This is a genomic window from Caldimicrobium thiodismutans (assembly GCF_001548275.1).
GTDB lineage: Bacteria > Desulfobacterota > Thermodesulfobacteria > Thermodesulfobacteriales > Thermodesulfobacteriaceae > Caldimicrobium > Caldimicrobium thiodismutans.
Map to the genome: position 1 here is coordinate 1280752 of NZ_AP014945.1, position 21036 is coordinate 1301787.

Sequence of the window (21036 nt, forward strand, 5' to 3'; positions counted from 1 at the left end):
AGGGAAAAGGTGTGATACCTAAGAAAGGGATTTTTCTTATTTTTTTGATCTTTCTATTATCAGCCTGTGCCAAAATCCCTGATCCCCTTAAAGTTTGGCAGGCAAGGGAAGTAAAGATAAAAGAAGAGGCTCCTCTTTCTGAGCTTATGCAAAGAGCTGAGAGATACTTCCAGCGAGGACAATATGATCTTGCCACTCAGTATTTTGAAGAAGTGAAAAATAAATATCCCGGTACTCCTGAATCAGTTCTGGCTGAGCTCCGTCTGGCAGACACCAAGTTCTGGGCTGGAGATTACTTAGAGGCCATTACTTTTTATGAGGAGTTTGAGAAGTTTTATCCCAATAATGAGGCCATACCCTATGTAATCTTTCAGATCGGGACTTGTTATTATAAGCTTCGCCAGACCATTGATAGGGACCCAACTTATGCTAAAAAAGCGATAGAAACTTATCAGAGACTTTTACAAACCTTTCCTCAAAATGCATACCGTATTGAAGCAGAAAATCGTATAAGAGAACTAAGAGAGCTTCTTGCCTCTCATGAGTTTTATGTGGCAAGTTTTTATTTTAAGATCAAATATTATCGCGCAGCTTATAAAAGACTCCTTTATCTACTTGAGACCTATCCTGAAACCTATGTAGCCCAACAGGCAAAAGCTTCTCTTGAAAAATACTATCAAATGGCCTTAAAAGAAACTGAGTCATTTAATAAAGGTGAAGTAAAGGACTTTTTCGGAGGGAGTGTCCCTTAAGTAGTTTCTTCTTCAGTCAAGGGAAATTCAATAATTCTCTCTCTATTAAAAGGGCTACCCACAAATTCAGGTGTAGGCTCTTGAAAGTCCTCAAGGGTTAAAAATGGTTCTGTTGCTCCAGGGGGAAAGATACCCAGTCTCTCAATTTCAAGGCCCATATCAGCTCCACACCTTGGACAGGCCTTGAGCTCCTCAGAAAAGAAATAGTTACATTTGGGACATCTCATGTTCCACCTCCTTTTCCCCGCTTTCTTTACCACAGCACTTTTTATACTTTTTCCCTGAGCCACAGGGACAGGGATCGTTTCTTCCCACTTTGACACTCCTTACAGGCTCTTGGGCTTGAGGCTTTTCTTCAAAGAGGTCTTCTCGCTTAAATTCAAGTTTTTTCTCATCTATTTCACCTTCTTCAAGCACCATCTCTTGAATTCGTTCTGCCTCTTCTCTCAATTCCACGCGGAATAGATAGGAAAGGGTAGTTTCCCGGATCTTTCGCATAAGTTCCACAAAGAGATGAAAGGCCTCTCTTTTGTATTCCTGAAGGGGGTTTTTCTGGCCATATCCCCTTAAGCCCACACTTTCCTTGATATGATCAAGGATAAGGAGATGTTCCTTCCAAAGGGAATCAATGGTTGTAAGAAGGAAGTATTTTTCAAGGTTTCTCATGAGGTCTGGACCAATAAGTTTTTCTTTCCTTTCATAGGTAGAGATAGCCTGCTTTTTCAGTTCTTCAAGTAGGGAAGTTTTATTTGTAAAGCTCTTTTCAGAAAAGACTGGTTCAAAGGCAAAAACCTCTTTTACTCTTGTTTTTAAATTTTCAAGGGCATCCATAGAGATATTTTTCTCCTCAAAGATGGTTTCTGAGATGAGATCTTCCGCGGTCTCATCAAGCATAGAGAGAATCCAGTCCCTGATGGTTTCGCTTTTCAGGATCTCTTTTCTCTGGGAGTAAATAGTTTCGCGTTGTTTATTCATCACATCGTCATATTCAAGAAGATGCTTTCTGATCTCAAAATGATAAGCCTCAACCTTTTTCTGAGCCTGTTCAATGGCTTTGGTTAACCAAGGATGCTCAAGAGGCTCTCCCTCAGGAAGACCTAATTTTTCCATAAAACTCTTGAGTTTGTCTGAGCCAAAAAGTCTTAGCAGATCATCTTCAAGAGAAAGAAAGAATCTACTTGCTCCAGGATCTCCCTGTCTTCCAGATCTACCTCTCAATTGATTATCAATACGCCTTGATTCATGCCTTTCTGTTCCAATAATATAAAGCCCTCCTAAGGACCTTACCTTTTCTGCATCCTCTTGACATTCAAGGTATTTTTGATAAAGTAGAGTTGCCCAGTAATCGGGATACTTTTCTGTAGGATTTTGTCCCTGTCTGGCAAGGGCAAGAACCTCATTCCAGGCCCTTTCAGGGATTTCATTAAGGTCGTAGCCTTCTGCAGAAAGTTGGGTCTTGGCAAGCCCTTCTGGATTTCCTCCCAGAAGAATATCAACACCTCTTCCAGCCATATTGGTGGCAATAGTTACAGCATGAGACCTTCCAGCCTGAGCAATAATCTGGGCCTCTCTTTCGTGGTGCTTGGCATTTAATACCTGATGGGGAATCTTTTTCTTTTTGAGCATTTTTGAAAGAAGTTCACTTTTTTCAATGGAGACAGTTCCAACAAGAACAGGACGGCCTTTTTTGTAATTTTCCTCAATTTCTTCAACGACTTTTTCAAGTTTTTCCTTGTAAGTGCGGAAGACAAGATCAGGAAAATCTTGTCTTATCATTGGCTTGTGCGTGGGAACAACCACCACATCTAAGTTATAAATCTCTTTAAACTCAGCTGCTTCAGTCTCAGCGGTTCCAGTCATACCAGCTATTTTTTCATACATCCTGAAATAGTTTTGGATGGTGACCATAGCTAAGGTTTGATTTTCAGCCTCAATGCGAACCCTTTCTTTGGCCTCAACTGCCTGATGTAGACCATCACTCCAGCGTCTTCCAGGCATGAGCCTTCCCGTAAATTCATCCACTATGACAACTTTGCCATCCTTTACCACATAGTCCACATCTCTTTTAAAAAGGTGATGGGCTCTCAGGGATTGATTGATATGATGCACAATTCGGACATATCTTGGATTGTAAAGATTTTTTATACCAAGAAGCCTTTCACATTCAGTTATTCCCTCCTCGGTAAGGTGAGCACTTTTGGTTTTTTCATCTATTGTAAAGTGAATATCCTTTTTGAGTTTTCGCACAATTTCATCAATATAATAGTAAAGATCTGTTGACTCCTCTGATGGTCCCGAGATAATAAGTGGGGTCCTTGCTTCATCAATAAGAATAGAGTCCACTTCATCAATTATGGCATAGTAATGATCTCTCTGAACCATATCTTCAAGGGAATATTTCATATTATCCCTTAAATAGTCAAAGCCAAATTCAGAGTTTGTGCCGTAGGTGATATCCGCCTGGTAGGCCTCTTTTCGTTCTTCATCATCCATACCAGAGACAATGTATCCCACCTTTAGTCCAAGGAAACGATAAACAGGCCCCATCCATTCCGCATCTCTTTTGGCCAAATAATCGTTAACAGTAACTATATGAACTCCTCTTCCGGTCAAGGCATTGAGATAAGCAGGAAGAGTGGCAACCAGGGTTTTTCCTTCTCCGGTTTTCATTTCAGCAATCTTTCCCTGATGAAGAACAATTCCACCCATGAGCTGAACATCAAAGTGCCTCAGCCCAAGAACTCTACGAGAGGCCTCTCTTACCACTGCAAAGGCCTCAGGCAAGATCTCATCAAGAGGTGCCCCTTGAGAAAGCCTTTCCTTGAATTCTATTGTTTTCCTTGAAAGTTCTTCATCAGAAAGTTTTTGAATCTCAGATTCAAAGGAATTAATCTTCTGAACAATAGGTTTGAGCTTCTTTAATTCCCTTTCGTTTTTAGTTCCTACAATTTTAGTTATGAGCTGAGTAATCATAAAACCATTAAACCCCTTTTAAAGATTTTTCGCAATTTAAAATTTAATCCTTTTTAAAGGTATTACAAGCTATTTAAAAGTTAAAGAGAATTTTTAGGGATTTGGAAAAGAGGAGTCTTCTTTTTAGAAGAAAATCTTTCTTCTTCACTGAAGATACAGCCACAGTATTTCTGGCGGTATATTCCAAGTTCTATAGCAATTTCTTTTCCCTCTTTGTAGCCCCCTCTCCAGTCCTGATAGAAAAAGGGGACTTTATAGAGATAAGAGAGCTCTTCTCCAATTTCTTTGATCAAATCGTGAAACTGAAAGGGACTGTAAAGGAGGGTTGTTGTGAAGGCTTCAGCCCTTAGTTTTTCAGCAAGTTCTATCGTTCTTTTAAGTCTCAGGTAATAACAGCATTCACATCTTTTAGGGCGCTCCCATTGAAAAGAAATCTCATCAAGAAAGATTCTCAATCCATAGGTTTCATCCCAGATGATTTCAAGATTTTCAATTTTTTCAACCTCCTTTAGAGCAGCTATTCTCAATTTGAATTCCTGATAGGGATGTATATTGGGATTATAAAAAAAACCCTTTACTTTGATGCTCTCTTTTTTAAGGGTTTTTAAGGGATAGAGGCTACAGGGACCGCAGCAGATATGTAAAAGAACAAAGTCTTTCATTTCTGAAGTTTCAAACCAATTTCAGCAAGTCTTTTTCCAAAGGCACGAAGAATAGCCTTTTCATCCTCATCAAGTTCTCTTAAATTATCAGGACCTGCCACATGCCCTGGACCATAAGGTGAGCCTCCTCCTTTTGTAGTAAAAAGATTTTGAACCGAATAGGGGACACCAACAAAAATCATTCCCAAATGAAGAAGGGCGGGAAGAAGAGAAAAAATGGTCATTTCCTGACCACCATGAAGGGTTGCTGTGGAGACAAAGATTCCAGCTGGTTTTCCTTCAAGAGCCCTTTCTTGCCAGAGAGGTGAAAGCTTATCAATCTGATTCTTTAATTGAGCTGAAACCACACCAAAACGGGTTGGTGTGCCAAAGGCTATAGCCCCTGCAGAGCGAAAATCATCAAGGGTGACAAGAGGAACATCCTTCTGCAGCTCCCTTCCTCGCTTCATATCCTCTCGTGATTCTATAATTTCTTGGGGGATGAGTTCAGGAACTGTGCGAACAACAGGTTCTACCCCTGGAACCTCTTCTACTCCCTTAGCAACCTCAAGGGCCATTTTGTAAGTATTTCCATAAGTGCTGTAATAAACTATCAATACCTTCATCACAGGGTCTAACCCCCTTTAAAGTTAATTTTATTTTTTTATCACACTGAGCAAGGTCTTCATGAAATAGGGTAAATCTGATGGCATCCTTGAGGTAACTATGTTTCCCTCTGCAACCACTTCTTTATCCTCATATTTTGCACCAGCCTCAAGAAGTTCTTTGGCTACACTTTTATAGGAAGTTGCCCTTTTCCCCTTTAAGAGCCCGGCTGAAATTAAAATCTGAGGACCATGACATATAGCACCTATGGGCTTTCCAGCAGAATAAAAGGCTCTAACTATTTCAAGAACTCTTGCATTTTTTCTTAAGGTTTCTGGAGCCTTCCCTCCTGGTAAAAGGAGAAGATCATATTCCTCAGGATTTACCTCCTCTAGCGAAAGGTTAACAGGAACAGTATAACCGTGTTTGCCTTTTATTTTTCCCCTCACTAAGGAGGCAATATCTACTTGAAAGCCCTCTTCTATTAACCGATAAAAGGGATAAAGTAGCTCCGTGTCTTCAAAATTGTCAGCACTAATAATGAGGGCTTTCATTTTGGCCTTCTTTAAAGTAACTCTTTTACAGCCTGAAGGGCTCTTTCATAATCGGGATGATTGGTAATTTCTGGAACAATTTCAATGTATCTTATGATGTCATTTTTGTCTATAACAAAGATTGACCTTGCAAGAAGCCTTAATTCTTTAATAAGAATTCCATAATTTAATCCAAAGGAGGCCTCTCTGTGATCGGAAAGAACCTTTACACGATCAATTCCTGCTGATGCACAGAATCTTGCAATGGCAAAGGGTAGATCCATACTGATATTTAAGATTACCACATCCTCAGGTAATTCAGAAGCCCTTTGATTAAAAGTCCTTGCCTGAAGATCACAAACCGGGGTATCCAGAGAGGGTGTGCAACTAATAAGCTTTATCTTTCCCCTAAAATCACTCAGGCTGGTCTCCTTTAATTCTTTATCTATAACTACAAAATCTGGAGCTCTATCCCCAACTTTAACCTCTTTTCCTTCAAGATGAAAGGGATTTCCAAATAATGTCACCTTTCTTTCCATACCATTCCTCCTTGCATTGTTATTTATTTTAAATTATAAAAGATTTTTTTTAAAGGTAAAGATAGAAAAGAGAAATCTCCTCTTGCATAAGTTCATATCCTAACAAAAGAAAGGATGGAAAAATGTGAGAGGTGAAAGTAGGGGGAGCCCCTTGCGTGTCTGCCCAATCCTTACCTGTCTATCCAATAATATAAAGGACCACATAACAGGCAAACACATAGATCTTTCATAAGAGGGCAAACACATAGGGTTGCCCCTACAAAATACAGGTTCATTCTCTTACAACCGAAGTAGGAGAAAATTTTTTTAAGTCTCAAAAGATATGGACGCATACAAATGCTTGACAAATTTTTAAATCTTTGCTATTTTTCAAAAAATCTGATGAGGAGGGGCCTATGGCTGAAAATCCCTTCATATTGTGGTTTGATGAAATTAGATACGAAGATGTGCCTCTTGTGGGTGGTAAAAATGCCTCCCTTGGAGAGATGTATTCAAAGCTTACCTCTAAGGGAGTTAATGTTCCTTACGGGTTTGCAGTTACTGCTGAGGCTTATAAATACTTTGTTAAGGAAAATCATCTGGATGATGAGATTAAAAAGGCCTTAAAGGGACTTGATACGCACGATGTTCAAGACCTCCAAAAAAGGGGTAAAAAGGTTAGAAATCTCATCCTCCATGCCAAGATGCCGGAAAAACTTGCTCAGGAAATCGCTAAGGCCTATGCTAAGTTAGAGAAAAAGTATGGGAAAAATCCTGATGTGGCAGTGAGATCCTCAGCTACAGCAGAAGATCTTCCTGATGCTTCCTTTGCGGGTCAGCAGGAAACCTATTTAAATGTCAGAGGAACGGAAAAGGTTATTGAATCCGTGCAAAGATGTTTTGCCTCCCTTTTTACAGATAGAGCCATTTCCTATAGACAGGACAAAGGCTTTGATCATTTTTCAGTTTATCTCTCTGTTGCAGTTCAGAAGATGGTAAGATCTGACCAGGCAAGCTCAGGAGTTATGTTTACCTTAGATACGGAATCAGGGTTCAGGGATGTGGTTTATATCACCGGGGCCTGGGGTCTTGGTGAATATGTCGTTCAAGGTAGGGTTAATCCTGATGAATTTTATGTCTTTAAGCCAACCCTTAAACAAGGTTTTAAACCTATTCTTTCTAAGAGACTGGGAAGTAAGGATGTAAAGCTTATTTACGGAGACTCTTCCAAAAAACCTCTCAAAGAGGTAAAAAACACTAAGGAAGAAAGGATGACCTTTGTTTTATCCGATGAAGAGATTTTAAAACTTGCTAAGTGGGCTATGATCATAGAGGAACACTATGGAAGACCTATGGATATTGAATGGGCTAAAGATGGAGATGGGAAAACAGTTGGAACAGGAGACCTTTTTATTGTGCAAGCTCGTCCAGAAACAGTCCATGCCATAAAGAGCCATAAGTTTTACGAGATCTATAAACTCAAAGGAGATGGCAAGGTTCTCTGCACAGGAAAGGCCGTTGGAAGTAAGATTGGCCAAGGCAAAGCAAGGGTTATTCTGAGTGTAAGTGATATCAGTCAATTTCAGCCTGGTGAGGTTTTGATTACTACTATGACTGACCCAGACTGGGAACCCATTATGAAAAAGGCATCTGCCATTGTGACAGACAAAGGAGGAAGAACCTGCCATGCGGCGATAGTTTCTCGTGAGCTTGGTATTCCCTGTATTGTTGGAACAGAAACGGCAACAAAGTCCGTTATCACAGGACAGGATGTAACCATAGATTGCACTCTTGGAGAGGAAGGCAGAGTTCTTGAAGGGCTCATTCCCTTTGAGGTTGAAAGAATTGATCTTGAAAACCTGCCCAGGCCAAAGACAAAGATTATGATGAATGTAGGAATACCTGAACAGGCCTTTGCTCAGGGACAAATTCCCAATGATGGAGTAGGTCTTGCCCGTCTTGAATTCATTATAGGTTCACATATCGGGATTCATCCTCTGGCTCTACTTAACTTTGAGGAACTAAAGAAAAGGGCGTCCCAGGATAAAAAAATAAGTCGCTTAGTAAAAATTATAGAAGAAAAGACCTTTGGCTATAAAAATAAGGCTGAGTTTTTTGTAGATAAGCTTGCTCAGGGAGTTGCAACCATTGGAGCAGCTTTTTATCCCAATGATGTAATTGTAAGACTTTCAGACTTTAAAAGCAACGAATATGCTAATCTCATTGGAGGCTTTCTTTTTGAACCTGAAGAGCACAATCCTATGATTGGATGGAGAGGGGCCTCGCGGTATTATGATCCAAAATTTGAACCCGCCTTTGCCCTTGAATGCAAGGCTCTGGCTAAGGCCAGAGATGAAATGGGATTAACCAATATTAAGGTCATGATTCCCTTCTGTAGAACTCCTGAGGAAGGAGAAAGGGTCATAAAAGTAATGGAAAAGTATGGATTAAAGAGAGGGAAAAACGGCCTTGAGATCTATGTGATGTGTGAAATTCCCAGTAATGTTATTTTAGCGGAAGAGTTTGCTAAAATTTTTGATGGCTTTTCCATTGGTTCTAATGACCTAACTCAGCTTACCCTTGGGTTAGACAGGGATTCAGAGCTTGTTTCCCATTTATATGATGAGCGCAATCCTGCGGTAAAGAAGATGATTAAGCAGGTAATTGAGACTGCTAAAAAAACTGGCAGAAAGATTGGTATTTGTGGACAGGCTCCCAGCGATTTTCCAGACTTTGCCGAATTTTTAGTGGAATGTGGTATAGATTCTATGAGTTTGACCCCAGATACCATTATAAAGACAAGGCTTCTTGTGGCTGAAAAAGAAAAGGCCTTAAGTAAAGGTAAGAAGAAATAAGTGATTTTTTGGATTATAGGGTTAATTTTTTTATATCTTGCAGAGCCGGGATTTCCGGCTCCTCCTTCCCTTTATGTTTTAAATCCTGATATAGAGCCACAAAAAGATTTCGGTTATCTTCAGGCTCCGATTTTAAAATTTTTCATAGAAAGGCTTTCTTCCCAGGGTTTTAGCGTATATCCTCTGGAGAGAGAGGTTCTTTCAGGAAATCTTTTAAAAAGCAGGTTTTTCTTTGATAGAACAGGAAAGGTTCAAATGGAGCTCTCCATAATGCATATACCTGAAAAAGCAGAGGTTTTAAAAGTTACCGATACTGCAACCTTTGAAGACTTTTGGGTAAAACTCAATAACCTCCTTAATTCCTTAATCCTTCCTCAAAAGCCCTTGCCTGCACCTTCAATAAGGGTTCAAAAACCAAAGGAAGAAAAGGAATCAATACTTTCTAAAATAAACCCCTTTAGAGCTCTCTCTAAACTCCTTCCTCGCAAAGAAGAGCCTTTAAAGATAAAGATCCAGGTCCCTCCTCCCCCGCAACCTCCTTTTTCCTCTCCTCAGATCTCCAGTTCCCAGCCCCTTCAGCCCTTTTCTCAACCCCTTCAGCCACAACCTTTACCTTCCCCACCTCCTTCTCAACCTCCCGCCTCAGGCTCTTCCCCCTGGCAGTGGTTTTAAAAATTCCCTCTATACAAATTTGAAAAATTCAATATAATTGTTTTTTAATATGCCCAAGCCATCTCAAATTATTATAAAACCCTATTCCAAGAGAAAAAAGAAAAAAAGACTTAGAAGAATTCTTTTAGGCATGCTCACTGTTCTGGTCTTTGTTATCCTTACTATTTATATATTTTTAAGCTGGCTTATTAAAAAGGAAGGAAAGGAACTTGAAAAACTTAGATCTGAAAATCAGATTCTTAAAACAGAGATTAAAAAATTCCAGAGTTCAGACCTTGCTTATGAGGAATTTCTCAGAGTTAAAATGGGTTACATCAAGAATGGGGAAAAGGTCATTCAATATAAATAATTGTGTAGGTATGACTGGGAGGTGAGGTAATGTTTAAGTGTCAGATAGTTGAAGGCTATTTTGAGGGGCAAGACCTTAATTTAGCCATAGTGGTAAGCAGATTTAATGTCTTTATCACTCAAAAACTTCTGGAGGGGGCTATCGATGTCTTAAGAAGACATCAAGTCTCTGAGGAAAACATTTATATTGCCTGGGTGCCAGGGGCCTTTGAGATACCTCTTGTAGCCAAAAAACTTGCAAGAAGCCAAAGGTTTGATGCGGTAATTTGTCTTGGGGCAATTATTCGGGGGGCAACTCCTCATTTTGATTATGTGGCAGCTGAGGCCTCCAAAGGTATTGCTCAGGTCATGCTTGAAACAGAAGTGCCGGTTATTTTTGGAATTTTAACTACGGACACCATTGAGCAAGCTATTGAAAGAGCTGGAACTAAGGCAGGTAATAAAGGGGCTGAAGCTGCCTTTACTGCTCTTGAGGTAGCTAACCTTTTAAAAAGAATTTCCAAACTCTAAGGAGGATGGGCCATGAAAACCATAAAAGATTTTAACCTAAAGGGAAAGAAGGTTTTTATAAGAGTTGATTTCAATGTCCCTATGGATAGGGGGAAAATTCTTGATGACACAAGGATTATTGAAGCCCTCCCTACCATTCAATATGCCCTTAATTCGGGAGCAAGGGTTTTTCTTTGTTCCCATCTTGGAAGACCCAAAGGTAAAAGATTGCCTGAGTTTTCATTAAGGCCTGTCTACGAGTATTTAAAGGAAAGACTTAAGGCCCCTGTCTATTTTTTGGAGGATCTTTCAGGAGAGAGAGTTGAGAAGATTTTAGCTGAGCTTAAAAATAGCGAGGTTGTTCTTCTTGAAAATATAAGATTTTATGAAGGGGAAACCAAAAATGACCCCGAGCTTGCCAAAGTTTTAGCTTCATTAGCTGATGTCTATATTAATGATGCCTTTTCCGTCTGTCACAGAGCCCACGCCTCAGTGGTCGGAGTGGCAGAGTTGGTGAAGGAAAGGGGGATTGGGTTTCTTACGGAGAAAGAACTTAAATATCTTAATAGAATTGTGGGTAAGCCTGAAAGACCATTTTATGCTATTGTGGGAGGAAGCAAGGTTTCAACAAAGATAGGGGTTCTTAAAAATCTCTTGAATAAGATTGATAAACTCATTATCGGAGGAGCTATGGCTAATACCTTTCTTTCTGCCATCGGATATAAGGTGGGGGCCTCTTTTGTAGAAGAGGACTATCTTGAGACAGCTCGGGAGATTCTTAAGGAGGCCAAAGAGCAGGATGTGAAAATCTATTTGCCTGTGGATGCGGTTGTGGAAAGAGAGGGAGAGCCCTATCTTGTTACTCTGGATGAGATTGAGGAGGGAGATAAAATTTATGATATAGGGGAAGAAACAGTTGGTCTATTTTCTTCTGCCCTTGAGGGTGCTAAGACCGTTATCTGGAATGGGCCGCTTGGCTTTTTTGAAAAAGAGCCCTTTGATCTTGGAACTATTGCCTTAGCAAGGGCAGTGGCTACCCTCTCAGGAGTGACAGTAGCAGGAGGAGGTGACACCCTTTCTGCTCTAAAAAAGGCAGGAGTAACCTATGCCTTTTCTCATACCTCAACTGCAGGGGGAGCCTTCCTTGAATACTTGGAGGGAAAAGACTTGCCTGGTCTTGGGGTTTTAAAATAGATTCAGGAGCTCGGCTATGCGAAAGGCCCTTTTTCTTGGTAACTGGAAAATGCACCACACTATTCTTGAGACAAAATCCTATTTTGAAAAATTTTTACGCCTCCTTTTAAAGCATAATTTTTCAGACAGAACTGTAGGCATAGCTCCACCTTTTACCAGTCTTTTTTATGTCCATTCCCTTCTCAAGGAAACCCCTGTAAAACTCTGTGCCCAAAATGCTCATTTTGAAGAAAAAGGGCCTTTTACAGGTGAGATCTCCCCTTTAATGCTTAAGGAGCTTGAAGTGGAATATGTTATTCTCGGTCACTCGGAAAGAAGACATCTCTTTGGTGAGGGAGATGAACTTATCCAAAGAAGGGTTGAAGGAGTTTACAGGGCAGGTCTCGTTCCCATTCTTTGTGTAGGAGAGACTTTAAATGAGAGAAAAGAGGGGAAAACCTTTGAAAGGGTAGAAACCCAGTTAAAAAAGGGACTTGCTGGCTTAAAGGAGATTAATCCAGAAAGAATTGTAATTGCCTATGAACCGGTCTGGGCTATTGGAACTGGCGTTAATGCAACCCCTTCACAGGCAGAAGAAGTGCATAATTTTATTCGGGGGCTCTTAGAAGAGCTTTATGATGAGGAAAGGGCCAAAAGAATTCGCATACTTTATGGAGGGAGCGTTACTCCTGAAAATGTCAATGAGCTAATGAGAGAACCTAATATAGATGGGGTTCTTGTGGGAGGAGCCTCTCTGGATCCCGAAAAATTTTTTAAGATTTGCTCTATAAATCTTTAAAAGAGAGGTGGTTAAAATGGAATGTCCTCTTCCTGATTATTCCAATGTCCCTCCAGATATTCTTGAGATTCCAAGGACTTATAAGAGACTTGTAATAGTTGGAGCAAGCCCTAAACCTGAACGGCCAAGTTATATGGTTATGGAATATCTCCTTAAAGAGGGCTTTGATGTAATTCCTGTTAATCCAGCCCACAAAGAGATTCTTGGAAAAACCACTTATCCTGATCTGGAAAGTCTGCCTACAGATTTTAAACCTGAGGTAATTATTATCTTCAGAAGAAGTGAAGAGGTCTTACCTATTGTAGAAAGGGCCATTAAACTTAATCCTCGTGTAATCTGGATGCAAGAAGGAATTGCCAATGAGGAGGCTAAGGCCTTAGCTGAAGCCCATGGCATAAAGGTGGTGATGAACAGGTGTTTTAAAAAGGTGCATAAACTTAGTCAATGGAGCTCATAAAGTCAACTTCAGAGCTTTCAACTAAATTAGAGGCCTTACGAAAGCTTCTTCTTTATAAAAGGGAAGAGCTTTCAACTTTTCAGCTTTCCCAGGTCTCCCTTCAAATCCTTTTGTTTGTGCGGGAAAATCCTCTACCTTTAAATGAACTTTTTCTTGAATTTTTGATAAGACTCTCCTATGCCCTTTATATAAAGAGCCAACTTCTTTTAAATCTTCCTTTTAATGGAGAAGAGGAAGAAATTACAGAGCCTGCCTTTCCAGAAAAGAGAAGGGTCTTTGCTCTTTATCAGGTTCTTCCTCTTAATCGAGCCCTTGAGGAAGAAGTTTTTTTACCTCGGGTAAATGGCTTTACAGAGATTCAAAGCGTAGAAGAAAGAGGAGACTTAAATCTCCTATTATCTGCCCTTCTTAAGGTGCTTGAAAAGGCTAAAGCAGAACCAGAGCTTTACTTGGAATTTGAAAAAAGATCACTCGATGAATATCTGGAGGATTTGAGAGATTTTCTTCATTATCAAAGGATTATAAGCTGGAAAGAGTTTATTCAGAAAAAGGAAATACAGGAAAAGTTGGATCTAATCTACTATTTTTTGGCCTTGCTTTTTCTTGTCTTCTATGGGGAGGCAGGCATCTATCAAAAAGAAAGCGAAGATTTTCAGATTTTTCTAAAGAAGTAAAAATTTGTTTCAGCACAAAAAAAGGGGAAAAAGACCTCAAAATTTCCTAAAATTCTCCATAATTCATTAAAATGTTATAATCCTGTGGTTGACAAATTGGGTCAAATAACTTAAAAAGAGACTTGTTATGACTTACACCATTGTTCATATCATTGAGAAGTGCACAGGTTGTGAGGAATGTGTTAAGGCCTGTGCAGAGGGGCATGAGGGCCTTTCCAATTGTCGTATCTTTAAAGTAGGGCCTAAGTTTGCCTATTTTGCCTGTTTACAGTGTAAAAAACCTCAGTGTGCCTCAGCCTGTCCGGTTGCAGCCCTTATCCGTAAAGGAGAGGTGGTTGCCTTTTATAAGGATCTTTGTGTGGGCTGTAAAAATTGTGTAGAGGCTTGTCCCTGGGGTGTTCCGAGATTTAATTTCAATACCGGGACTGTAGAAAAGTGTGATCTTTGTATAGCCAGAATGGAAAAGGGTGAAAAGCCCTATTGTGTATCTGCCTGTCCTAATGAAGCCCTTGAAATAAAAGAAACCACCGCAAAGGAGTAAGATATGGGAACCATGCTTCCCTTTTTGATTTTTGCAGGGCTTGTTTTGATAATAGGCCTTGCCATGCTTCTTGGCAATAAGATTCTCTCTGTTAAAAGACCAACACCTGAAAAACTGATCCCCTATGAATGCGGAATAGACCCTTCTGGGGATACCAAGGTTCCCTTTAGAGTAAAATTTTATCTCATTGCTTTAATATTTCTCATCTTTGATGTAGAAGTTGTTTTTATTTATCCCTGGGCTGTTGTCTTTGAAGAGCTTGCTTGGTTTGGTTTTGTTGAAATAGCCATATTTGTGATCTTGCTATTAGGAGCCTATCTTTATGCTTTAAATGAAGGAGCGCTTCAATGGGAATAGAGAAATTAACCTCTGAGGTTGCCCCCAAGGTTAGACAGATTCCTGGAACACCAGTTATTATTTCTCCATTGGATGAGATCTTTAACTGGGCAAGGGCAAGTTCTATCTGGCCTATGACCTTTGGGCTTGCTTGTTGTGCTATTGAAATGATGGCTACAGGAGCCAGTCATTTTGACTTAGATAGATTTGGAATAATTTTTAGAGCGACACCTCGTCAGGCAGATTGTATTATTGTTGCAGGAACTGTTACTAAAAAGATGGCCCCGGCAGTTAAAAGGGTCTACGAGCAGATGCCAGAGCCAAAGTATGTAATTGCCATGGGGAGTTGTGCCTGTTCAGGGGGAATTTTTAAGACCTATTCCACAGTTCAAGGGGTAGATGAGTTTCTGCCAGTAGATGTTTATATACCAGGGTGTCCTCCAAGACCAGAGGCCTTAATTTTTGGTTTGCTTAAGCTTCAGGAAAAGATGAAAAAAGAAAGAGGAAGATGGGGTTTCTGGAGATAAACTATGGAAGATTTTTTGAAAGAGCTTAAAGAAAGGTTTGAAAAATTTATCTTAAGGGTTGAAGAAAAGGATGCTCCAATTTTAGTTGTTAAAAGAGAGGGCTTTCTTGAGGTAGTAAAGGCTTTGCGGGAAGAGGGTTATAATCATCTTATTGATCTTTGTGGGGTTGATTTTCTGAATTTTAAACCTGAAAAGAAGGATGAGCGCTTTGAGGTGGTATATCATTTTTATAGCATAGAGAAAAGAGCCCTTTTGCGAGTAAAAGTTCCCATTCCTGAGAATGACTGTTGGCAATATAGCTTAGCTCCTCTTTGGAAGACCGCTAACTGGTTTGAAAGGGAATGTTTTGATATGTTTGGGATTAAATTTAAAGGACATCCAGATCTCAGGCGACTTCTCATGCCTGAGGATTGGGAAGGGTATCCATTACGCAAGGACTATCCTCTTTTTCTTGAGGAAGAAAAGGAGTGGAAGGTCTATAAGGAGCTTAAGGCAAGGGCTAAAGGAGCCAAGGCATGAGCACTGCTTTAATTGAAGTTACTTCAAAACAAAAAGACAGTAATTACTGGGAAGAACCCTTTTATATAAATATGGGGCCTCAGCATCCCTCAACCCATGGGGTTCTTAGGCTTGTTCTTGAGCTGGACGGAGAAACTATCGTTAATTGCGATCCTCGTATCGGATATCTTCATAGAGGAGTGGAGAAACTCAGTGAGAATTTAAACTATAATCAAACTATAACTCTAAGTGACCGTTTAGACTACATTGCATCTGCAGCCAATAATACAGTCTTTTGCCTTGCCTTTGAAAAACTCTTTGGTCTTGAGGTTCCAAGGAGAGCCAAGCTTTTACGAACTATTGTTAACGAAATGGCAAGGATCTCAAGCCATCTTTTGTGGTTAGCAACCCATGCCCTTGATATTGGGGCCATGACAGTCTTTCTTTATTGTTTTAGAGACCGTGAGTGGCTTTTAAATATCTTTGAAAAGATCTGTGGAGCAAGGCTCACACATACATATGTGCGTGTTGGAGGAGTAAGGCAGGACTTTACTCAGGAAATTATAGATGACCTTTATAGATTTACTGAGGAGTTTCCTTCTCGCATCCTTGAGTATGAGACCCTGATTGATGTCAATAGAATCTGGCTTAAAAGAACCAAAGATATAGCGGTTGTCTCAGTAGAGGAGGCGATAAATCTTGGTCTTACAGGCCCGGTTCTTAGAGGCTCAGGGATACCTTATGATGTAAGGAAATTTAGGCCTTATGATAGCTATTCTGAAGTAGAATTTGAAGTTCCAACAGGAGAGAGAGGAGATACCTACGATAGATACCGTGTAAGAATGATAGAGTTAAGACAATCTAACTGGATAATAAAGCAGTGCTTAGATAAGCTTTCTGAAACAGAGGGAGAGTCCATTCTGGCTGAGGGATCGCCTGACCTTCTTATTCCAGAAAAGGTTAAAGAGCCTGAACCAAAGCCCCATCCCAAAAAAGGCTTTATCTTTACAGGAAAAGATATTGGAGCTTTACCTCCTGGAGAAGCTTTTGCAAGTATTGAATCTCCCAAAGGTGAGCTTGCAGTTTATGTAGTTAGTGATGGAACTAATAAGCCCTGGAGGCTTAGAATTAGGACTCCATCTTTTGTGCATATTTCAGCCATTCCTGCCCTTACTAAGGGGCATTTGATTGCAGACCTGATAGCTATTATTGGGACCTTAGATGTAGTTTTAGGTGATTGTGATAGATAGCTTTTTAAGTTTTTTTGGTTTTGAGAGGGGAGGGGGAGAATGGATTTATCTTGGCTTACTGCTGTTCTTCTATTGATAATATTTTCCTTAGTCCTTCTTATATTAGCTCTCCTACATGTGGCCTATCTAACTTATGCAGAGAGAAAAATTATTGCAAGAATGCAGCAAAGACTTGGGCCAAACCGAGTTGGCCCCCGGGGACTACTCCAGCCTATAGCAGATGTTCTGAAACTTATTCAGAAGGAAGATATTGTTCATCCTCATGTTGATAGGCCTCTTTTTGCCATAGCTCCTCTTGTCTCCTTAGTATGTGCTGCAACAGGGCTTTCTTTAATACCTCTCTGGGATAGATTTGTCCTGAGTAATTTCAATGTAGGTCTCCTTTTTATTTTGGCCTTAAGTTCATTGAGTGCTTATGGGGTTATTCTTTCTGGTTGGGCATCAAATTCAAGGTATGCCTTTCTTGGTGCTTTAAGAGCCAGTGCTCAGGTAATAAGTTATGAGATAGCTATGTCCTTAGCACTTTTGTCAATAGTTCTTATGGCTGGGTCCTTTAATCTTCAGGAGATTGTGAAGGCTCAAGTAGCAAGCCCCTTTAAAATTAATCTTATCCCTCAAATAGTAGCCTTTTTTGTTTTTATGATCTCAGCTATTGCAGAAACTAATCGGGTGCCCTTTGATTTACCTGAAGCTGAGACTGAACTTGTTGCAGGATATTTTACTGAGTATAGCGGGATTCGTTTTGCCCTCTTCTATTTAGCTGAATATTACGGGATGGTTGTAATGAGTGCCCTTGCAGTAACATGTTTTCTGGGTGGTTATGCAGGGCCTTTTGAGGTGCCAGGGCTTCCCTTCTTTTGGTTTCTATTGAAACTCTATGTCCTACTTTTCTTTTATATCTGGGTCAGGGCTACCCTTCCCCGTTATAGATACGACCAGCTGATGAGTCTTGGCTGGAAAATACTTATTCCTCTTGCCCTTGTAAATCTCTTTGTAACTGCCTTTATAAAACTAATGTTTTGAGAGGTTTAAGGCATGAAACTGCTTGAAAAGATTTTACTTATTGAGATCTGGAAGGGACTCCTTTTAACCCTTAAAAAGCTTCTTCTGGATAAACCAGTTACCATCCAATATCCTGAAAAAGATAAGGTTATTCCAGCTCCTGGGTTCAGGGGAAGACATGCCCTTGTTAGAGACCCTCAGAGTGGGGATACCCTCTGTATAGCCTGTATGAGATGTGCCAGGGTCTGTCCCTCTCAATGTATATATATTGAGTATGAAATAGATGCTGAGACTAAAAAAAGAAAAGTAAAGAGATACGATATTGAGGCCTTAAGGTGCGTCTACTGTGGCTATTGTGAAGAGGTCTGTCCTGTAAATGCCGTTGTCCTGACCGAGTATTTTGAATATGCCGGTTATTCCCGAGATGAGGTCTATTTTGATAAGGATAGGCTTCTTAAGAACTGGGATGAATTTATTGCAACCCAGAAGAGACCGTATCTTAACCCCTTCTGGAAACCAAGGGGTCTTCCTGAAAAATATCTGCCTGTTAGAAAGAGAAACTTTACAGGGGTTTAGGCTTATGAACTGGGATATTTTGATTTTTCTATATTTAGCCTTGGCCATGAGCATTTCAAGTTTGCTGGCAGTTGTATCCAGAAATCCCGTGCATGCGGTCTTATGGGTCTTAGTGATGATTCTCCATCAGGCCTTTTTGCTCTATACCCTTGGCTCTGAATTTCTTACTGCTGTTCAGATTATCGTTTATGCTGGGGCAGTGCTTGTGCTTTTTCTTTTTGTGGTTTACATGATAAATCTGCGTAAAGAGGAAAGATGGAGGATTTTTATCCAGAGATCTTCTCTTGGCTTAATTGTCTTCTTAGTTTTTGTAGTTCTCTTTTTTAAAAATCTTGCCTTTCTTACAGCCCTGAGTCCTTCCTTTCAGGCTGCCTTACCAATGGATCTTAATCAAGGGACAAATCTCTGGTGGATGGCAAGATACCTTTATTCCCATTATCTATTCCAGTTTGAAATCATTGGGGTGATTCTTTTGGTGGCAGTGCTTGGGGCTGTTTTTTTGTTAAGAAAATTAAAGGAGGTTGCTTAAGGTGGTTCCCTTTAATTATTATGTGATTTTGAGTCTTTTGCTCTTTCTGATAGGGCTCCTTGGAGTCCTTTTTAGGCGAAATCTCATTATATTACTTGTCTCTTTAGAAATCATGATGAATGCCTTGATTATCCTTTTTGCAGGTATTTCTCATTATACCAAAGATGTTACAGGTTATTTAATTGTTTTTTTTCTAATAGGTATGGCGGCAGCAGAGGCTGGAGTTGGGCTCTCTTTAGTGGTTCTTCTTTACAAGAAATTAAAAAAGGTATATGCAGACGAAATAAATTACTTCAGAGGTTAGAGGTATGCATGAGGTTTCCTTTCAAGTAGTGAGAACCTTTGATATAATAGTTTTTTTAGTGCCTTTTTTACCCTTTTTGGCAAGTATTATTACCCTCCTCTTTGGCAAGAGATATTTCCGAGATAAGGCGCATTATTTACCGGTATCTGCTTTATTTGTAAGTTTTTTATTAAGTTTAAAACTTTTGATTGATGTTATTTCTGGGAAGACCTATAATTTTGACATCTATTCCTGGATTGTAGCTGGTTCCCTTAAGGTTGGGCTTGGATTTCTTGTAGATCCCTTATCAGTAATGATGCTGTGTATGGTTACTTCTCTTGCCTTTTTGATTCATGTTTATTCAATTGGATATATGGGTGGAGATCCTGGATATTACAGATTTTTTTCCTATATATCTCTTTTTACCTTTAGCATGCTTATGCTTGTTCTTTCAAATAATCTTGTCCAGCTTTATTTAGGTTGGGAGGCAGTTGGACTTTGTTCCTATTTTCTGATTGGTTTTTGGTATGAAAAAAAGAGTGCCAGTGATGCAGCTAAAAAGGCCTTTATTGTTAACCGTGTGGGTGATTTTGGGTTTGCCCTTGGTATTTTTGCTATGTTTTATTATCTGGGGACCCTTTATTATACGGAAATCTTTGAAAAACTACCCCTTCTTGCCAATCTCTATGTTGAAATAGGGGGCTATGAGATCCATGTTCCCTTTTTAATTGCCTTTCTGCTCTTTTGCGGAGCTATGGGGAAGAGTGCTCAGGTTCCACTACATGTCTGGCTTCCGGATGCCATGGAGGGTCCAACTCCAGTTTCAGCCCTCATTCATGCTGCAACCATGGTTACAGCTGGAGTCTTTATGGTATCCCGGCTCCATGCCCTCTTTGAGATGAGTGATTATGCTATGGCTATGGTTGCCTTTGTTGGAGCTATTACCTGTTTTATGGCTGCAACTATTGCTCCTACTCAGTTTGATATAAAAAGGGTAGTTGCTTATTCCACTCTTTCTCAGTTAGGATACATGTTTATGGCCTGTGGAGTGGGTGCTTTTGCAGCGGGAATGTTTCACCTCTTTACCCATGCCTATTTTAAGGCCTTGCTCTTTCTCGGAGCGGGAAGTGTTATCCATGCCCTTCATCACGCCCCGGATCCAAATGATATAAGGATTATGGGAGGCTTAAAAAAGTATATGCCTATTACCTTTTGGACCTTTCTCATTGCCAGTTTGTCTATCTCTGGAATTCCGGGCTTAGCTGGTTTTTTCAGCAAAGATGAGATTCTTGCCATGGCTTATTTTTCTAAATACCCCTGGGGTAAAGTTATCTGGTTGATTGGTTTGATAGTGGCTTCTATGACAGCCTTTTATACCTTTAGGATCTTTTTTAAGGCCTTTTTAGGTGAGTTTAGGGGCAAGGAGGCTCTTCACGGGCATCTACCCCATGAGTCCCCTAAGGTGATGACCTTTCCTCTTATAATAATTGCTGTAGGAGCTATTTTTGCTGGCTGGTTGGGAATACCTGAATCCTTAGGAGGAGGAGCAAACTTTCAGAGATTTCTTGAGCCTGTGCTCGGGCACCCCGAGCTTCCCCATATAGATCATACTCTTGAGTATTTACTTATGGGTCTTGGAGTTCTTGCTGGAATCTTGGGTATAAGCCTATCCTATTTAGTCTATGTCAAGAGTCCCTCCTTAGAAACTCTCTTTTCCTCAAGATTTAAGAGGCTTTATACTTTCCTTTATAGGAAGTGGCTTTTTGATGAGTTATATCATCGTATATTTGTTATGCCAACTTTATTTTTATCAAGAACGGTTGTTAATCTTATTCTGGATACCTTTATTATTGATCAAACTGTCAATGGATCAGCAAGGACAGCTGAATCTTTTGCTGGAATTTTCAGACGGTTTCATACCGGAGTTGTTAATCATTATAACTGGTTTATTTTACTTGGGTTAATTATTTATATGCTTGTTGTGATGTACTTAAAGTAAGGAGG

At 40.0% G+C, this 21036-nt stretch carries 25 protein-coding genes; 19 read left to right on the top strand and 6 right to left on the bottom strand.

Annotated elements, in window-relative coordinates; all coding sequences use genetic code 11:
• The first annotated feature begins 11 nt into the window (after positions 1-11).
• Positions 12-752: an outer membrane protein assembly factor BamD gene (locus THC_RS06385; RefSeq protein WP_068514979.1), complete on the top strand. Its 741-nt coding sequence runs from the start codon at positions 12-14 to the stop codon at positions 750-752.
• Here THC_RS06385 and THC_RS06390 read toward each other — a convergent pair.
• From THC_RS06390 to tpx, 6 genes are all read right to left on the bottom strand, one after another.
• A complete protein-coding gene (locus THC_RS06390; protein WP_068514981.1) occupies positions 749-979 on the bottom strand; it encodes a hypothetical protein in 231 nt (76 codons plus the stop codon). The genes THC_RS06385 and THC_RS06390 overlap by 4 nt on opposite strands.
• The gene (secA, locus tag THC_RS06395) at positions 960-3725 is read right to left on the bottom strand and encodes a preprotein translocase subunit SecA (protein WP_068514984.1); all 2766 of its coding nucleotides are present in this window, start codon (positions 3723-3725) and stop codon (positions 960-962) included. Before secA ends, THC_RS06390 begins: the two co-directional genes overlap by 20 nt.
• Positions 3726-3805: 80 nt before the next feature.
• On the bottom strand, positions 3806-4387 hold the full coding sequence (locus THC_RS06400; protein ID WP_068514987.1) for an epoxyqueuosine reductase QueH: 582 nt from the start codon (positions 4385-4387) through the stop codon (positions 3806-3808).
• Positions 4384-4992 (bottom strand): NAD(P)H:quinone oxidoreductase, encoded by a 609-nt coding sequence (gene wrbA / locus THC_RS06405; protein WP_068514990.1) that lies wholly within the window; start codon positions 4990-4992, stop codon positions 4384-4386. Before wrbA ends, THC_RS06400 begins: the two co-directional genes overlap by 4 nt.
• Before the next feature lie 30 nt (positions 4993-5022).
• Entirely contained in the window at positions 5023-5526 is a 504-nt protein-coding gene (locus THC_RS06410) for a type 1 glutamine amidotransferase domain-containing protein (protein ID WP_068514993.1), read from the bottom strand.
• 11 nt (positions 5527-5537) lie between these two features.
• Entirely contained in the window at positions 5538-6044 is a 507-nt protein-coding gene (gene tpx, locus THC_RS06415) for a thiol peroxidase (RefSeq protein WP_068514996.1), read from the bottom strand.
• A gap of 395 nt (positions 6045-6439) precedes the next feature.
• On the opposite strand from tpx, the gene ppsA reads away from it, so the two are divergent.
• The 18 genes from ppsA to nuoL all read left to right on the top strand — a co-directional run bounded on the left by ppsA (position 6440) and on the right by nuoL (position 21031).
• Positions 6440-8878 carry a phosphoenolpyruvate synthase gene (gene ppsA / locus THC_RS06420; protein WP_068514999.1) on the top strand — a complete coding sequence of 813 codons (2439 nt, stop codon included), beginning with the start codon at positions 6440-6442 and terminating at the stop codon, positions 8876-8878.
• Positions 8879-9550 (top strand): hypothetical protein, encoded by a 672-nt coding sequence (locus THC_RS06425; RefSeq protein WP_068515002.1) that lies wholly within the window; start codon positions 8879-8881, stop codon positions 9548-9550. It begins immediately after the preceding gene.
• 49 nt (positions 9551-9599) lie between these two features.
• The gene (locus tag THC_RS06430) at positions 9600-9899 is read left to right on the top strand and encodes an FtsB family cell division protein (RefSeq protein WP_068515006.1); all 300 of its coding nucleotides are present in this window, start codon (positions 9600-9602) and stop codon (positions 9897-9899) included.
• 29 nt (positions 9900-9928) lie between these two features.
• Entirely contained in the window at positions 9929-10408 is a 480-nt protein-coding gene (ribH, locus tag THC_RS06435) for a 6,7-dimethyl-8-ribityllumazine synthase (RefSeq protein WP_068515009.1), read from the top strand.
• A gap of 12 nt (positions 10409-10420) precedes the next feature.
• Complete coding sequence (locus THC_RS09620) at positions 10421-11581, top strand: phosphoglycerate kinase (RefSeq protein ID WP_068515012.1); 1161 nt, start codon at positions 10421-10423, stop codon at positions 11579-11581.
• Between the two features lie 16 nt (positions 11582-11597).
• Positions 11598-12359, top strand: a complete 762-nt coding sequence (gene tpiA / locus THC_RS09625; RefSeq protein ID WP_068515015.1) for a triose-phosphate isomerase — start codon at positions 11598-11600, stop codon at positions 12357-12359.
• 16 nt (positions 12360-12375) lie between these two features.
• Positions 12376-12816 carry a CoA-binding protein gene (locus tag THC_RS06450; protein WP_068515017.1) on the top strand — a complete coding sequence of 147 codons (441 nt, stop codon included), beginning with the start codon at positions 12376-12378 and terminating at the stop codon, positions 12814-12816.
• Positions 12804-13490 carry a hypothetical protein gene (locus tag THC_RS06455; protein ID WP_068515020.1) on the top strand — a complete coding sequence of 229 codons (687 nt, stop codon included), beginning with the start codon at positions 12804-12806 and terminating at the stop codon, positions 13488-13490. Before THC_RS06450 ends, THC_RS06455 begins: the two co-directional genes overlap by 13 nt.
• 127 nt (positions 13491-13617) lie before the next feature.
• Positions 13618-14031: a 4Fe-4S dicluster domain-containing protein gene (locus THC_RS06460; protein ID WP_068515022.1), complete on the top strand. Its 414-nt coding sequence runs from the start codon at positions 13618-13620 to the stop codon at positions 14029-14031.
• Positions 14032-14034: 3 nt separating this feature from the next.
• Entirely contained in the window at positions 14035-14388 is a 354-nt protein-coding gene (locus THC_RS06465) for an NADH-quinone oxidoreductase subunit A (protein WP_068515026.1), read from the top strand.
• The gene (locus THC_RS06470; RefSeq protein ID WP_082706345.1) at positions 14379-14894 is read left to right on the top strand and encodes an NADH-quinone oxidoreductase subunit B; all 516 of its coding nucleotides are present in this window, start codon (positions 14379-14381) and stop codon (positions 14892-14894) included. Before THC_RS06465 ends, THC_RS06470 begins: the two co-directional genes overlap by 10 nt.
• A 3-nt stretch (positions 14895-14897) precedes the next feature.
• Entirely contained in the window at positions 14898-15413 is a 516-nt protein-coding gene (locus tag THC_RS06475; protein ID WP_082706347.1) for an NADH-quinone oxidoreductase subunit C, read from the top strand.
• A complete protein-coding gene (locus THC_RS06480; protein WP_068515028.1) occupies positions 15410-16642 on the top strand; it encodes an NADH-quinone oxidoreductase subunit D in 1233 nt (410 codons plus the stop codon). The genes THC_RS06475 and THC_RS06480 overlap by 4 nt, the downstream gene beginning before the upstream one ends.
• Before the next feature lie 39 nt (positions 16643-16681).
• Positions 16682-17665, top strand: a complete 984-nt coding sequence (nuoH, locus tag THC_RS06485; RefSeq protein WP_068515031.1) for an NADH-quinone oxidoreductase subunit NuoH — start codon at positions 16682-16684, stop codon at positions 17663-17665.
• 12 nt (positions 17666-17677) lie between these two features.
• Positions 17678-18220: an NADH-quinone oxidoreductase subunit NuoI gene (gene nuoI, locus THC_RS06490; RefSeq protein ID WP_068515033.1), complete on the top strand. Its 543-nt coding sequence runs from the start codon at positions 17678-17680 to the stop codon at positions 18218-18220.
• A 4-nt stretch (positions 18221-18224) separates the two neighbouring features.
• On the top strand, positions 18225-18749 hold the full coding sequence (locus THC_RS06495) for an NADH-quinone oxidoreductase subunit J family protein (protein WP_068515036.1): 525 nt from the start codon (positions 18225-18227) through the stop codon (positions 18747-18749).
• A 1-nt stretch (position 18750) separates the two neighbouring features.
• Positions 18751-19053, top strand: coding sequence for an NADH-quinone oxidoreductase subunit NuoK (gene nuoK, locus THC_RS06500; RefSeq protein ID WP_068516703.1), 303 nt, complete (start codon positions 18751-18753; stop codon positions 19051-19053).
• A 4-nt stretch (positions 19054-19057) separates the two neighbouring features.
• Positions 19058-21031, top strand: a complete 1974-nt coding sequence (nuoL, locus tag THC_RS06505) for an NADH-quinone oxidoreductase subunit L (RefSeq protein ID WP_068515039.1) — start codon at positions 19058-19060, stop codon at positions 21029-21031.
• Positions 21032-21036: the final 5 nt, after the last annotated feature.

Excerpts from the sequence above, each read along its gene's own strand:
- THC_RS06495 (WP_068515036.1), top strand. The coding sequence starts at position 18,225 with ATGAACTGGGATATTTTGATTTTTCTATATTTAGCCTTGGCCATGAGC.
- THC_RS09620 (WP_068515012.1), top strand. The coding sequence starts at position 10,421 with ATGAAAACCATAAAAGATTTTAACCTAAAGGGAAAGAAGGTTTTTATA.
- nuoI (WP_068515033.1), top strand. The coding sequence starts at position 17,678 with ATGAAACTGCTTGAAAAGATTTTACTTATTGAGATCTGGAAGGGACTC.
- THC_RS06475 (WP_082706347.1), top strand. The coding sequence starts at position 14,898 with ATGGAAGATTTTTTGAAAGAGCTTAAAGAAAGGTTTGAAAAATTTATC.
- ppsA (WP_068514999.1), top strand. The coding sequence starts at position 6,440 with ATGGCTGAAAATCCCTTCATATTGTGGTTTGATGAAATTAGATACGAA.
- THC_RS06470 (WP_082706345.1), top strand. The coding sequence starts at position 14,379 with ATGGGAATAGAGAAATTAACCTCTGAGGTTGCCCCCAAGGTTAGACAG.
- THC_RS06455 (WP_068515020.1), top strand. The coding sequence starts at position 12,804 with ATGGAGCTCATAAAGTCAACTTCAGAGCTTTCAACTAAATTAGAGGCC.
- nuoL (WP_068515039.1), top strand. The coding sequence starts at position 19,058 with ATGCATGAGGTTTCCTTTCAAGTAGTGAGAACCTTTGATATAATAGTT.
- ribH (WP_068515009.1), top strand. The coding sequence starts at position 9,929 with ATGTTTAAGTGTCAGATAGTTGAAGGCTATTTTGAGGGGCAAGACCTT.
- THC_RS06480 (WP_068515028.1), top strand. The coding sequence starts at position 15,410 with ATGAGCACTGCTTTAATTGAAGTTACTTCAAAACAAAAAGACAGTAAT.
- THC_RS06450 (WP_068515017.1), top strand. The coding sequence starts at position 12,376 with ATGGAATGTCCTCTTCCTGATTATTCCAATGTCCCTCCAGATATTCTT.
- tpiA (WP_068515015.1), top strand. The coding sequence starts at position 11,598 with ATGCGAAAGGCCCTTTTTCTTGGTAACTGGAAAATGCACCACACTATT.
- THC_RS06460 (WP_068515022.1), top strand. The coding sequence starts at position 13,618 with ATGACTTACACCATTGTTCATATCATTGAGAAGTGCACAGGTTGTGAG.
- THC_RS06400 (WP_068514987.1), bottom strand. The coding sequence starts at position 4,387 with ATGAAAGACTTTGTTCTTTTACATATCTGCTGCGGTCCCTGTAGCCTC.
- THC_RS06410 (WP_068514993.1), bottom strand. The coding sequence starts at position 5,526 with ATGAAAGCCCTCATTATTAGTGCTGACAATTTTGAAGACACGGAGCTA.
- THC_RS06430 (WP_068515006.1), top strand. The coding sequence starts at position 9,600 with ATGCCCAAGCCATCTCAAATTATTATAAAACCCTATTCCAAGAGAAAA.
- wrbA (WP_068514990.1), bottom strand. The coding sequence starts at position 4,992 with ATGAAGGTATTGATAGTTTATTACAGCACTTATGGAAATACTTACAAA.
- nuoH (WP_068515031.1), top strand. The coding sequence starts at position 16,682 with ATGGATTTATCTTGGCTTACTGCTGTTCTTCTATTGATAATATTTTCC.
- secA (WP_068514984.1), bottom strand. The coding sequence starts at position 3,725 with ATGATTACTCAGCTCATAACTAAAATTGTAGGAACTAAAAACGAAAGG.
- THC_RS06390 (WP_068514981.1), bottom strand. The coding sequence starts at position 979 with ATGAGATGTCCCAAATGTAACTATTTCTTTTCTGAGGAGCTCAAGGCC.
- tpx (WP_068514996.1), bottom strand. The coding sequence starts at position 6,044 with ATGGAAAGAAAGGTGACATTATTTGGAAATCCCTTTCATCTTGAAGGA.
- THC_RS06465 (WP_068515026.1), top strand. The coding sequence starts at position 14,035 with ATGGGAACCATGCTTCCCTTTTTGATTTTTGCAGGGCTTGTTTTGATA.